This is a genomic window from Streptomyces sp. NPDC093510 (genome assembly GCF_040683555.1).
GTDB lineage: Bacteria > Actinomycetota > Actinomycetes > Streptomycetales > Streptomycetaceae > Streptomyces.
In genome coordinates this window covers 77,000-89,802 of sequence record NZ_JBFBEE010000005.1, presented here as the reverse complement: position 1 = coordinate 89,802, position 12,803 = coordinate 77,000, and the positions used below count along the sequence as shown (strand labels likewise).

Below are 12,803 nucleotides of genomic sequence, written 5' to 3'. Positions count from 1 at the left end.
AGGCATACGAAAGTCCGCGGAGCGCCCCTGTCCAAAGCGCGCCGCGGACCTTCGCCCCCCGTCAGCGGGTACCGACCGCCGCACGCACGGCCCGGCGGGCCATCTGACAGTCGTCGTGCAGCCGCCTCAGCAGCAGCCGCTGTACCTCGCCGGTCGGCGCGGCACCGGGGTGGGCCGGACCCGGCGCCACGGGGGCCGCGTCGTGCATCGAACGCTGCACGGCCGATTCGAGGGTGCGGATCTCGCGGGTGAGGACCAGCATCAGGTTCACCAGGAACGCGTCGCGTGCGGCAGGACCCGCGGCCTGCGCCAGCTGGCTGATCTCGCGTCGCGCCACCGGGGCGTCACCGAGGACCGACCACAGGGTCGCCAGGTCGTACCCCGGCAGATACCAGCCGGCGTGCTCCCAGTCGACCAGGACGGGGCCGGGGGGCGAGAGCAGGATGTTCGACAGCAGGGCGTCGCCGTGGCAGAACTGCCACATGCCCTGGTGGCCGCTGCCCTGATGCCCGGCGGAGTGCGCGATGCCGTGCAGCAGCTTCTGCAGGTCGCCCATGTCGCGGTCCGTCAGCAGGCCCAGCTCGTGGAAGCGGGAGATCCGCCTGGGGTAGTCCAGCGGCTTGCCGAACATCTCCGCCGGCGGCCGCCACTGGTTGAGACGGCAGACGGAGCCGAGCGCCGCCCGGATGTCCGCACGCGGCGGGGCCTCGGCAGGATGCCGGTGCAGTGCCGCCACCCGGCCGGGCATCCGCTCGATCACCAGCGTGCAGTCGTCGGGGTCGGCGGCGATGAGCCGCGGCGCTCGGACCGGCGGGCGATGCCGGACGAACGAGCGGTATACCGCTATTTCGTGCCTGATCCGCTCCTCCCATCCGGATGAACGGTCCAGCAGACACTTGGCGACGGCGGTGCCGCGCCCCGCCGTGCCGATGAGCAGCACGGTGCGACCGCTTCTGCGGAGCACCTGCACCGGGTTGAACTCGGGGCAGATGCGGTGCACCGAGGCGATCGCGGTGCGCAGTTGCGCCCCCTGGGGGCCGGACAAGTCGAGTCTCCCGCTGAGCGGTTGCGCGCCGGTCCCCGGCATGCGGGGCGTGCGGCCGACGCCTGGCAGTGCGCCCGCGGGGCGCACCGGCTCCAGATAGGGGCCGTTCCCCGGTGACGGGGCCACCTCGCGGCCCCGGTGGACCGGGGGGCGCGGGTGGAGGGGCCGGGGCGGGGCGGACACGGAGGACGATGCTGCGTACATGGGCGATACAGATCCCTTCGTGTGCCTGTGAATTGCGTGCGCCTCCCGGCCCGATCACTTCGGGTGCACCCTGGGGAGTGCCTTGCGGCGACCGGGTCGGGGTGGCGCACTCCTACCTGACACCCGGCCTCCCCTGGCACACCATGTGGCGCACCCTGGCGAACCCTGGCGAATAGTCGCTCAGCAACTGACAGACGGTTACTGTCAACTCAGCCGAGAACCTGGGGGCTTGACGTGAACGGACAACCCAACACCCGCCTTTCCGACCTGTTCGGCCTGGCCGGCTGGTCGAAGGGCGAGCTCGCGAGACTGGTGAACCGGCAGGCGGCGGCCATGGGCCATCCGCAACTGGCCACCGACACCTCGCGGGTGCGGCGGTGGATCGACATGGGAGAGATCCCGCGTGATCCGGTGCCACGGGTGCTGGCTGTTCTGTTCACCGAGCGTCTCGGCCGTGTCGTGACCACTGAGGATCTGGGTCTGGTCCGGCACGGGCGCGTAGGGAAGCGGCGTGGCGACGGGAGTGTGGAGCACCCCGACGGCGTGCCGTGGGCGCCCGAGCGGACAGCCGCGGTCCTCACCGAATTCACGGGAATGGACCTCATGCTCAACCGACGCGGCTTGGTGGGCGCGGGCGCTGCGCTTGCCGCAGGCTCCGCACTCAGCAGCGCCATGCACGACTGGCTGCACACCGATCCGGCCTTCAAGGCCGACGCCCCCCGCACCTATGATCCCCTGCACGCCGACCCCGCCGGGTTCGACCGCTACGAGGCCGCCCCCATCGGGTCCCAGGAGATCGAGGAGCTGGAGCGCTCGGTCGAAGTGTTCCGTGCCTGGGACGCGGCCCGCGGTGGCGGGCTGCAGCGCAAAGCGGTGGTGGGCCAGCTCAACGAAGTGGGCGGCATGCTCGCCTACCGCCACCCCGACCACCTCCAGCGGCGCCTGTGGGGCGTCGCTGCCAACCTCGCCGTGCTCGCCGGCTGGATGTCGCACGACGTCGGCCTCGAACCCACGGCGCAGAAGTACTTCGTCATCGCGACGCACGCGGCGCGCGAGGGCGGCGACCGTCCGCGCGCGGGGGAGGCCCTGTCCAGGGCCGCGCGCCAGATGGTGCACCTCGGCAAGCCGGACGACGCCCTGGACCTGATGAAGCTCGCCCAGTCGGGCGCGGGCGAAGAGGCCCTGCCCCGCACCCGGGCGATGCTGTACACGATCGAGGCCTGGGCGCACGCGTCGATGGGCCGCGGGCAGGCGATGAGGCGCACCCTCGGACTCGCCGAGGACCTCTTCGTGTCGGACAAGGGGGACGTGCCGCCGCCGAGCTGGATGCAGATGTTCGACGAGGCGGATCTGCACGGCATGCAGGCCCTGGCGTACCGCACTCTCGCCGATCACGAGGCGTCGGCTGCGTCCGCGGCGCAGCGGCACGCGAAGGAGGCGATCGAGCTGCGGGCGCAGAACCGCGACCGGTCGCAGATCTTCGACTACATCTCGCTCGCGTCGGCCTGCTTCATCGCCGACGACCCCGAACAGGCCGACAGGTACGCGCGGTTGGCGCTGGTGTCGATGCGGGCCAACTCCTCGCACCGCACCTGGGACCGGCTGCGCGAGATGTACCGGCTGACCGCGCAGTACGCCGGTTATCCGAAGATCCAGGACCTGCGCGAGGAGATCAAGCTCGCGCTGCCGAAGAGTGCCAAGGGGAGGACGGCCAGGGCGTAGCGCACCGGAACACATTCAACAGCGCGGAATGAACACTCAGATCCGCGCGACCAGCAGGCAGGCGTCGTCCTCACGCGGTGTCTCGCCGAACTCCTCGACGACGGCCCGCACGCAGTCCTGTGCCGTACGCGCCCTGGCGAAGCAGGACGCGAGGGAGAGCAGCAGGCCCGTCGCCGTGTCCCTGTCGCGCCGCGGCACCAGTCCGTCGGTGTGCAGCAACAGCCAGTCGCCGGGCTGCAGTTGTTCTTCGGCCTGCTCGTACTTCGCCCCGGAGGAGGCGCCGAGGAGCACGCCGTGCGGTGGCGTCAGCGCGCGCCCCGTCCCGTCGCGGAACAGCAGCGGGGCGGGGTGGCCCGCCTGTGCCCAGGTGAGCAGATGCGTTCCGGGGTCGTAGCGGCAGCAGACGGCGCTGCCGAGGGCGGGCTGGAGCGTGGTGTCCAGCAACTGGTCGAGCCAGGCCATGAGTTGGCCCGGCGGCGCCCCGGCGACCGCCATGCCGCGCAGCGCGCCGAGCAGCATCGCCATGCCGGAGGTGACGGTGACGCCGTGTCCGGTGAGGTCGCCGACGCTCAGCAGTGCGTGGCCTTCGGGCAGTTCCATCGCGTCGTACCAGTCGCCGCCGATGAGTGCGCTGGTCGAGGAGGGGAGGTACTGACCGGCGACGTCGAGCCGGGCGGGTCCGCCGTGCGGAAGCCGCAGGGAGCCGCGCCACGGCGGGAGGACCGCCTCCTGCAGTTCGAGCGCGAGGCGGTGCTCGGTCTGTGCGACGTCGCGGTGGCGCTGCAGCGAGTCGCGGCTCTCGCGGACCACGCGCTGGCTGCGGCGCAGCTCGCTGACGTCCCGCAGGACCGCCCACATGGAGGCCGTGGAACCGTCGGCGGCGAGCACGGGCTCGCCCATCATGTGCACCTGGCGCACGCGGCCGTCGGGCCGCAGGATGCGGTACTCGCCGTCGATGGGCTTTCCGTCGATGAGGCAGCCGGTGACCATAGCGGTCAGCAGTGGCTGGTCCTCGGGGTGCACCAGCGAGGGGAGTTCGTCCAGGGAGAGCGGGGGAGCGGCCGGGTCGCGTCCGAGGATCTCGTAGAACTCGCCGGACCAGCTGGCCTCGTCGGTGAGGAGGTTCCACTCGGCGCTGCCCACCCGGCTCAGGAGGGAGTCCCGGTGGGGCTCAGGAGGCGCCGCGGCGGTCGGCGCCACGGGCTCCCCGCCCGTCCGCGGCGGCCCGTCCCGCAACTGCGCCAGGTGGTCGTCGAGGTCGTTGAGCTGGTGGACCGCCAGGTCGCACAGGGCTCGCTGCCAGCGTCCCGCGGGGTCCCCGTGGTCGGCCGCGGCGTCGCGCCGCACGGCGTCGACCTCGCCGCGGAGCCGGCGCGTCTGCGAGATCAGCGCATCGACCGTGCCGCGCTCGGGCGGCTGGGCGGCTGCGTGGTCCGCGAAGACGTGGGACGGCATGAGGTGCTCCGTTGAGGGTGCGGTGCGACCAACTTGACGAGTGGTGGACCGCTAATGACTTTCGCACAGCGGGGGGTGGCCCGTAAGGGATTTGGCAACACACGATGCGGTGGTGCTTCTGGCATATGCCTATGTCCTACGGGCGGGTGGCGAGCCGGTCCGCACGCGAGCGCAGGGCGCACAGCCCGTCGCTACCCCTTCTGGTTCCGGCCCGGCACCTGGGGCGACCTCGCGGCCTCCGCCTCGGCCTTGGCGTCGCTCACCGCCGCGGCAGCCTGCTTCGCGACCTCGTCCGCGGCTGCGGCGGCGTCGAGCGAGAGCGGCGGATCCGCCTCGAGCTCAGCGCTGCCCGCGGCCGACGTGCCCTCGGCATCGGCGGTGGCCGTCTCGGCGGGTCGCGTGGTCGCGGGGAGACCTGTCGACGAGTGATCGCCGAACGCGGTGGTGACGGTGCGCACGGCTTCCGTCAGCTCGCCCGGGATCACCCAGAACGTGTTGTTGTCGCTGTTCGCCAGGTGGGGAAGCGTCTCGAGGTACTTGTAGGCCAGCACCTTCGGGTCGGCGTTGTTGCGGTGGACGGCCTGGAAGACGCGCTCCACCGCCTTGGCCTCGCCGTCCGCCCGCAGGATCATGGCCTGCTGCGTGCCCTGTGCCTCCAGGATGTCCTTCTGCTTCGTGCCCTCCGCGGTGAGGATCTTGGCCTGCCGCTCTCCCTCGGCGTGCAGAATGGCCGCGCGCTTGTCACGCTCGGCACGCATCTGCTTCTCCATCGCTTCCTTGATGGTGTTCGGCGGGTCGATGGCCTTGATCTCGACGCGGTTGACGCGGATGCCCCACTTGCCGGTGGCGTCGTCGAGGACGGTACGGAGCCGGGTGTTGATCTCCTCGCGCGAGGTGAGCGTCTCCTCCAGGTCCATGCTGCCGATGACGTTGCGCAGGGTGGTCACAGTGAGCTGGTCGATCGCCTGCAGATAGTCCGCGACCTCGTACGCCGCCGCCCGCGGGTCGGTGATCTGGTAATAGAGCACGGTGTCGATGTTCACCACGAGGTTGTCCTCGGTGATCACCGGCTTGGGCTGCGACGAATACACCTGCTCACGCACGTCGAGTTTCGTGTTGACGCGGTCCGCCACCGGCAGGACGAGATTCAGGCCGGGCTGCAGCGTCCGCCGGTACCTGCCGAACCGCTCGATGTTGTAGCGGCGCGCCTGCGGGACGATGCGCACCGAGGAAGCCACGAGGAAGACGACGACGATCGCCGCCACGAGAATCGGGATGACAACCGGGTCCATGCTTCCTCCTGCATCGCCATGGGTTCAGCCGTTCACGGAAGGAGCTCACGGGGGTAGACGATGGCTGTGGCGCCCTCGATCTCCATGACGTCCACCAGCGCTCCCGCCGGGATCACATGGCTTTCGTCGAGGGCACGGGCGGACCATTCCTCACCGCAGAGTCTGATCAGGCCGTGGAACGCGGTCACCTCCTGCATGACCTCGGCCCGCTTGCCGATCAACGCGTCGCTGCCCTCGTGTGTGAGGGGCGCCTGCGCCATGTGACGCAGCGCGACGGGGCGTACGACGACGAGTCCCGCGGCCGCCGCCGCGGCGAAGGCCACCAGCTGGCCCGCGAGGCCGATGCCCAGCCCGGAGACCACGGCGGTGACCAACGCGGCGCCCGCCAGCAGCCCGAAGACCAACGTCAGAGTGAAGAACTCCGCGGCGCCCAGCGCGGCGGCGGCGACCAGCCATGCGAGCCACGGCATCGGATCAGCCTCCCTCAGGGGACTTACCTACCAAAACTACCTCCGAGAACGCCGCACGGAACAGGCTTCTCCCACGCCGTCCCGTACGCACGCCGAGTCCCCTACTCACATCGAGCCTTCGGGGGAGGCCGCCGACAGGCCGAGCCGGTCGCCGGTACGGGTGCGGTCGACGAGGCGGGCCACCAGAGGATGCAGCGGACCGCGTATACGGCAGTCGGCGCCGGCCCGCACGATCTCCTCCCGGGACCGCAGGAGGGCACGCAGTCCGGTGCAGTCGCAGAAGGACGTCTCGCGCAGGTCGATCAGGACGCGGGTGGGGCGGGTGTCCAGGCAGGCGTGGACGGCTGCGTGGAACGTGCCGACGGTGGCCAGGTCGAGCTCGCCGGACACGAATATCACGTACTGGTCCTCCAGCAGCACCGTGTCCGTACGCAGCCGTGCACATTCATGCGGAACCGAAATCACGTTCCCCTTTCGAAAACCGTCCCCACCAGCGGGAATGCGAGAGGGGCCGAGCGTCGCGAGTACCCCCGGGCGCCGGAAGCACGCGTGGCACTTGGTGTGCCCGGCGGGTCGCTGGGCCAAAATCGCCTCCCGGCTGCGGCACGATCTCTTTGGCGCGTTCGGTGCGTTCAGCGACCCCTCGCCGTGGAACAACCCTGAGTCGTGGTCGGGAACCAATGGAGGGCGGGAGCCTATGAAGACTGTTCCAGGGCCGACCGATCACGTCGTGGTCGTGGGCGCCGGACTCGCGGGGCTGTCCACGGCCCTGCACCTGCTCGGCGCGGGACGCGCGGTGACGGTGGTCGAACGGGCCGCGCACCCGGGCGGCCGGGCCGGGCTGCTGCGGCGGGCGGGCTACCGGATCGACACCGGCCCCACGGTCCTGACCATGCCCGACATCGTGGAGGACGCCTTCGCCGCGGTGGGCCGGAACATGCGCGACAGCCTGGATCTCATCCCCCTGCACCCGGCGTACCACGCCCGGTTCGCCGACGGCAGCTCCCTGGACGTGCACACCCGGCCCAAGGAGATGGAAGCGGAGATCACACGCTTCGCCGGCGCCACGCAGGCCATGGGGTACCGGCGGCTGCGGGCCTGGCTGGAGCGCCTCTACCGGCTCCAGATGCGGCGCTTCATCGACACCAACTTCGATTCCCCGCTGGAGCTGCTGACCCCCGATCTGGCGCGGCTCGCCGCCCTCGGCGGCTTCGGGCGGCTGGACGCGCGCATCGCCTCGTTCATCTCGGACGAGCGGCTGCGGCGCGTCTTCTCCTTCCAGGCGCTGTACGCGGGTGTCCCGCCGGCCCGTGCCCTCGCCGCCTACGCGGTCATCGCCTACATGGACACCGTCGCCGGCGTCCACTTCCCGCGCGGCGGCATGCACGCCCTGCCGCGGGCCATGGCCGACGCCGCCGCCGGAGCGGGCGCCGACCTCCGGTACGGACAGGACGTCCGGTGCCTGGAGCGGACCGGCCACCGCATCACGGCCGTCGTCACCGACCGGGAGCGCATCCCCTGCGACGCCGTGGTCCTCACACCCGACCTGCCCGTCGCCTACGAACTGCTGGGCCGCACCCCGCGCCGCCCGACGCCACTGCGACGGTCACCGTCCGCCGTCGTCCTGCACTTCGGCAGCGCCCGCACGTGGCCCCACCTGGCCCATCACACGATCTCCTTCGGCGCCGCCTGGCAGCGCACCTTCCACGAACTCACCCGCACCGGACGCCTGATGTCCGACCCGTCCCTGCTCATCACCCGCCCCACGGCCACCGATCCCGGCCTGGCACCCCCGGGACGCCATCTGCACTACGTGCTCGCCCCCTGCCCCAACACCGACATCGGCCCCGACGCCCAGGACTGGCGGGAGCTGGCACCCCGCTACCGCGACAGCATCCTCGCCGCACTGGAACGGCGCGGGCTCACCGGCGTCGCCGCCGCCGTCGAGGAGGAGTGCCTGGTGACTCCCGCCGACTGGACCGCGCAGGGACACGCGGCAGGCACCCCGTTCTCCGCCGCCCACACCTTCGCGCAGACCGGCCCCTTCCGGCCCCGCAACCTGGTGCGCGGCACGGAGAACGCGGTCCTCGCGGGCTGCGGCACCACCCCCGGCGTCGGCGTGCCGACCGTCCTCATCTCCGGAAAGCTGGCCGCCGCCCGCATCACGGGCCCCCGCCGCGCACCGGCCCTCGCCTCCCCGGGGCGAGCCGCCGGCAGAGGAGTCGGATGAGTTCCCGGGAGCTGGACGCCGCGGCCATCACCGACCCCGCGCTGCGCTCCGCTTACGCTCACTGCCGCCGCCTGAACGCCCGCCACGGAAAGACCTACTTCCTGGCCACACGGCTGCTGCCGGTCGAACGGCGTCCCGCCGTCCACGCTCTCTACGGCTTCGCACGCTGGGCCGACGACATCGTAGACGGCACGGCCGACATGGCCGACACGGCCGACACGGCCGCACCGGCCGACCGTGCCCTGGCACTGCGACGCCTCCAACACCACCTGGAGCACGCGCTGCGCACCGGGAGGAGCAGCGAACCCGTCGCCGCGGCCCTGGCCGACACAGCCCGGCGTTACGCCATCGATCCCCGGCACTTCACCGACTTCATGGCGTCCATGCGGCAGGACCTCGAAGTGTGTGAATACCCCACGTATCACGATCTCGAGCGGTACATGCACGGCTCGGCCGCCGTCATCGGCCTGCAAATGCTGCCCGTCCTCGGAACCGTCGTACCCCGGGAAGAAGCCGCCCCGCACGCCGCCGCGCTCGGCACGGCCTTCCAGCTGACCAACTTCCTCAGGGACGTGGGCGAGGACCTCGACCGCGGCCGCGTCTACCTCCCCGGCGAGCTGCTCGCCGCACACGGCGTCGACCGCGCGTTGCTGCACTGGAGCCGCGCCACCGGCCGCGGGGACGCCCGGATCACCGCCGCGCTCATGGCCGCCGCCGCCCTCACACGAGACGCCTACCGCATGGCGGCCCCCGGCCTCGCCATGCTCGACCCGGTCGCACGGCCCTGCATCCGCACCGCGTTCGTGCTGTACGGCGCCATCCTCGACGCCATCGCCGCCGACGGGTACTCGGTGCTGCACCGCCGGGCGGTCGTCCCCCGCCGCCGCCGCGCCACCGTCGCCTGCGACGGTCTGTGCCGGGTCGCCGCGGCCCGGCTGCGCCACCGCCTGGACGGCGCCGGACCGCCGCGGGCGGCCGAACCGGCCGTACCCGCACCACCGCACCTCACCCGCGGCGGGTACCGCCGACCGTCGCCGAAGGAGCCGGTATGACCGATGGCTCACGCTCACGCGGAACCGGACGCTTCCCCCTGCGGCTGCGCCGTCGGCCCGTGGCCTGGGAGCACCAGCGCCCGACCTGGCGCGACGCGAGCCCCGCCGTGATCGCCGCCGCGCTGAAACGCGCTCAGAGCCGGCCGTCGGGGAACTGGTACGCGCTCGGCGCCACCCGGGACATCAGGGACGACCGCCCCCTCGGCCGCACCGTCGCGGGCCTGGAGATCGTCGTGTGGCGCGGCGCCGACGGCGCGTTGCGGGCAGGACCGGGCGCCTGCCCGCACCTGGGCGCCCCGCTCAGGGACAGTCCGGTGCGCTGCGGCACGTTGATCTGCCACTGGCACGGACTCGCCCTGGACGGTGCGCCGTTCGGAACGTGGCAGCCGTATCCGGCGTACGACGACGGGGTTTTGACCTGGGTCCGACTCGACGACGTCGGCGGCGAACCGCCTCTGGACCGGCCCGTGCTCCCTGCGCGCCCGGACCTCGCTCGCAGTGTGGCGACCGTGGTGACCACGAGCGGACGCTGCGAACCCGAGGACGTCGTCGCCAACCGCCTCGACCCCTGGCACGGTGCCTGGTTCCACCCGTACTCCTTCGTCGATCTGACGGTGGCACCCCTGACCGGTGACGACGCGTTCACCGTCGACGTGTCCTTCAAAGTGGGCGGGCGCGCCGTCGTACCGGTGCGGGCCGTCTTCACCGCGCCGGAGCCCCGTACCGTCGTCATGCACATCACCCACGGCGAGGGAGCGGGCTCAGTCGTGGAGACGCACGCGACTCCCCTGAGCGCGGCGGGCGCGGGACACCCCCGGACCGCCGTCGTCGAAGCGGTGATCGCCACATCCGACCGCCGGGGCTTCTGCGCCGCCAAGTCCGCCGCTTCCGCACTGCGACCGTTGATGCGGGCGGCGGCCGCGCGTTTGTGGCGGGACGACATCGCCTACGCGGAACGGCGCTGGACCCTGCGCAGCACGGGCCGCTTTCCCGGTTGACGCAGGGGCCGAAGAGCCGGTCCCGGGCGCCGATCAGCCCGTCTCAGGTGCCGAGCAGCCGGTTCAGGGCCCGCAGGGCGCCCACCCTGCCGCGGGTCGGCACCGACCACAGGGTCTGGCCCCGCAGACCCCAGCGCCGCAGCAGTGCGTTCGCGGCCAGGAACCCCGAGGTCGCGGCCCGCTCCATCAGGGCGACCGGCAGCTCGGTGCGCACCAGGTCGCCCGCGACGGTCAGGGCCGGGTCCGTGGTGCGCACGGTGGGCCGGTCCTGGTAGGTGCCCACCGCGAACAGGGGGCAGTCGGCACGCCATTCGTGGCGTTCGTCGACGACCTTGGCGTCGCGTGTCTCGGGGTAGACGCGCCGGAGCTGGGTCAGCAGTCGTTCCTGTTCCGCGATCCGGTCGGTGCCCGAGGGGACGGCGTAGGCGTGCAGTTCCACCACTGAGCCGCCCGTGCGGGCGAACCGGCGCGAGGCTTCGCCGTCCCACCGTTCCAGCACGCTCACGTTGTCCAGCGGGCCGTACCCGCTGGTCCCGAGGAACCCCGGACGGTCGTGGGCGACGGGCCTGTCCAGCCAGAGGCGGGAGACGAGGAAGGCCGGGGCGGTCCGCAGCCGCATGATCCGCTCCCGCCAAATGCGGTCGGCCAGTTCGGGCGAGCGGGCGACCACGTGCTGAAGGCCGGTCGTGTCCAGGGCGAGCACCACGCTGTCGTGCCGCGTCTCGCTGTTCGGGGTGGTGACGAGGAACCCTCCGCCGGGGACGGGCTGCACGTTCTCCACCGCGTGCCCGGTGCGGATGTCCGTGCCGTGACCGGAGAGATAGGCGGCCAGCGGCTCCCAGAGCGCCGCGGGGAAGGGCTCACGCGGCACGTCGAACAGCAGGCCCTCACTGGAGCCGAGGAAGTAGATGTGGAACATCAGCGCGAGTTCGGCGGCCGAGAGCCCGCGTGGATCGGCGAAGAAGCTGCGGGAGAACACCTCGAACGCCAGATGGTGGGCGGCTCGGGGAAACCGGATCCGCTCCAGCAGTTCCTGGGCGCTGAGCCGGTCGAGCTGCTGATAGACGTCGGGTACGCGCACGTCCATCAGCGGCAGGGCGGCGCGCGGGTTCATCCGGGTCAGGTCGCGCAGGCCGAAGGTGGGGCTCCGCACGGCGAAGCCGAGGGCGCTCCAGGGCGGTGTGCGGGGCACCTTGGCGAAGCTGTCCCGGTATCCGGCGCTGTGCCGCAGCGGGTAGTCCGGCAGCCGGGTCAGCATGCCGAGGCCGGGGTCCGCACGGCGCAGCAGGCCGCGCAGGTTGTAGTACTGGCGGAAGAAGGCGTGGAAGCCGCGGGTCATCGTCGCCGTCGAGCCGTCGGCGAGCTCCACCGGCCAGCCCGCCAGGCGGCCGCCGAGCTGCTCATCGCGTTCGAACAGGGTGACGCGGACGCCTCGTTCGGCCAGGGCCGTGGCGGCGGCGAGCCCGGCGATCCCGCCGCCCACGACGGCCGCGGTGGGGGCCGCTCCCCGCGCCGGGCGGGACAGACCGGTGGGGCCGTGCCACACCTGGGCGCGGCGGTCGCGGCCGCGGGAGGCCGGCCCGTCCGGCGACGTGGTGCGCGGACTCATCGCACGGCCTCGCGGGACGCACCGGCACCGGCCAGCACGGTGTGCACGATGCCGGTCTGCCAGCCGGGCATCGGCAGGACGCGTACGTCGCAGAAGCCGGCCCGGCGGGTCCGCGCGGCGAACTCGTCCGCGGTGTCGAAGCCGGTCACGCTGTGGAAGAGGTGCCGGTAGAGGGGCCCGTCGCCGGTCAGGGTGCCCGCGGGCTGCACCACCGCCTTGCAGACGGCCCGCCACACCAGGCGGTCGACCGGGCGGCCGCTGAGGGTGTACTCGTGCACTGCCAGCCGCCCGTGCGGGGCCAGGAGGGCGCGGACCGCGGCAAGGACGGTGTCCGGGTCGGCGAGGTTGCGGAACAGATAGGCGGCGAAGACCGCGTCGAACGGGCCCTGCACGCCTGCCCGTTCGAGCTGCTCGGCGGGGGCCTGTACGAAGGTGACGGTGGGCGGCCAGGCCTTCTCCGCGGCGCGCGCCAGCATGCCCGGTGAGGCGTCGACCGCGACGATCTCGGCCAGCGGGGCGACATGGCGCAGGGCGGTGGTGGAGGCGCCGGTCCCGCAGCCCAGATCGAGCAGCCGCAGCCCGGCGCCGCCGCGCGGCAGCCGCAGCCGGCGGGCGGAGCGGCGCAGGTGGGCGTGGTAGCCGGGGTTGACGCCGACCAGCCGGTCGTAGGTGCGTGCGGCGTGGTCGAACGCGGCGGACAGGCTGTCGTCGCGCAGCACGGTCATC

Annotated in this window: 11 protein-coding genes; 4 read left to right on the top strand and 7 right to left on the bottom strand. The window is 72.4% G+C overall.

What is annotated here, in order from left to right:
• Positions 1–61 precede the first annotated feature (61 nt).
• The gene (locus AB0N81_RS09660) at positions 62–1,249 is read right to left on the bottom strand and encodes an aminoglycoside phosphotransferase family protein (protein WP_365357177.1); all 1,188 of its coding nucleotides are present in this window, start codon (positions 1,247–1,249) and stop codon (positions 62–64) included.
• 234 nt (positions 1,250–1,483) lie between these two features.
• Between AB0N81_RS09660 and AB0N81_RS09655 the strand changes: the two genes are divergently transcribed.
• On the top strand, positions 1,484–2,971 hold the full coding sequence (locus AB0N81_RS09655; protein ID WP_365357175.1) for a hypothetical protein: 1,488 nt from the start codon (positions 1,484–1,486) through the stop codon (positions 2,969–2,971).
• Between the two features lie 36 nt (positions 2,972–3,007).
• Here AB0N81_RS09655 and AB0N81_RS09650 read toward each other — a convergent pair whose 3' ends face one another.
• From AB0N81_RS09650 to AB0N81_RS09635, 4 genes are all read right to left on the bottom strand, one after another.
• On the bottom strand, positions 3,008–4,426 hold the full coding sequence (locus tag AB0N81_RS09650; protein WP_365357174.1) for a SpoIIE family protein phosphatase: 1,419 nt from the start codon (positions 4,424–4,426) through the stop codon (positions 3,008–3,010).
• 191 nt (positions 4,427–4,617) lie between these two features.
• A complete protein-coding gene (locus AB0N81_RS09645) occupies positions 4,618–5,718 on the bottom strand; it encodes an SPFH domain-containing protein (protein WP_365357173.1) in 1,101 nt (366 codons plus the stop codon).
• Positions 5,719–5,750: 32 nt separating this feature from the next.
• On the bottom strand, positions 5,751–6,188 hold the full coding sequence (locus tag AB0N81_RS09640) for an NfeD family protein (RefSeq protein ID WP_365357172.1): 438 nt from the start codon (positions 6,186–6,188) through the stop codon (positions 5,751–5,753).
• Between the two features lie 105 nt (positions 6,189–6,293).
• Positions 6,294–6,653 carry an STAS domain-containing protein gene (locus AB0N81_RS09635; protein ID WP_365357170.1) on the bottom strand — a complete coding sequence of 120 codons (360 nt, stop codon included), beginning with the start codon at positions 6,651–6,653 and terminating at the stop codon, positions 6,294–6,296.
• 232 nt (positions 6,654–6,885) lie between these two features.
• On the opposite strand from AB0N81_RS09635, the gene AB0N81_RS09630 reads away from it, so the two are divergent.
• Genes AB0N81_RS09630 through AB0N81_RS09620 form a run of 3 tightly spaced genes read left to right on the top strand, consistent with a single transcriptional unit; the run spans position 6,886 to position 10,468 of the window.
• The gene (locus AB0N81_RS09630) at positions 6,886–8,418 is read left to right on the top strand and encodes a phytoene desaturase (RefSeq protein WP_365357168.1); all 1,533 of its coding nucleotides are present in this window, start codon (positions 6,886–6,888) and stop codon (positions 8,416–8,418) included.
• Positions 8,415–9,470, top strand: a complete 1,056-nt coding sequence (locus tag AB0N81_RS09625; RefSeq protein WP_365357167.1) for a phytoene/squalene synthase family protein — start codon at positions 8,415–8,417, stop codon at positions 9,468–9,470. Before AB0N81_RS09630 ends, AB0N81_RS09625 begins: the two co-directional genes overlap by 4 nt.
• Positions 9,467–10,468 carry a DUF5914 domain-containing protein gene (locus tag AB0N81_RS09620; protein WP_365357165.1) on the top strand — a complete coding sequence of 334 codons (1,002 nt, stop codon included), beginning with the start codon at positions 9,467–9,469 and terminating at the stop codon, positions 10,466–10,468. Before AB0N81_RS09625 ends, AB0N81_RS09620 begins: the two co-directional genes overlap by 4 nt.
• A gap of 43 nt (positions 10,469–10,511) precedes the next feature.
• Here AB0N81_RS09620 and AB0N81_RS09615 read toward each other — a convergent pair whose 3' ends face one another.
• Both AB0N81_RS09615 and AB0N81_RS09610 read right to left on the bottom strand, forming a co-directional pair.
• Positions 10,512–12,077 carry an FAD-dependent oxidoreductase gene (locus AB0N81_RS09615; protein WP_365357163.1) on the bottom strand — a complete coding sequence of 522 codons (1,566 nt, stop codon included), beginning with the start codon at positions 12,075–12,077 and terminating at the stop codon, positions 10,512–10,514.
• Complete coding sequence (locus AB0N81_RS09610) at positions 12,074–12,802, bottom strand: class I SAM-dependent methyltransferase (protein WP_365357161.1); 729 nt, start codon at positions 12,800–12,802, stop codon at positions 12,074–12,076. Before AB0N81_RS09610 ends, AB0N81_RS09615 begins: the two co-directional genes overlap by 4 nt.
• Between the last annotated feature and the right edge of the window lies 1 nt (position 12,803).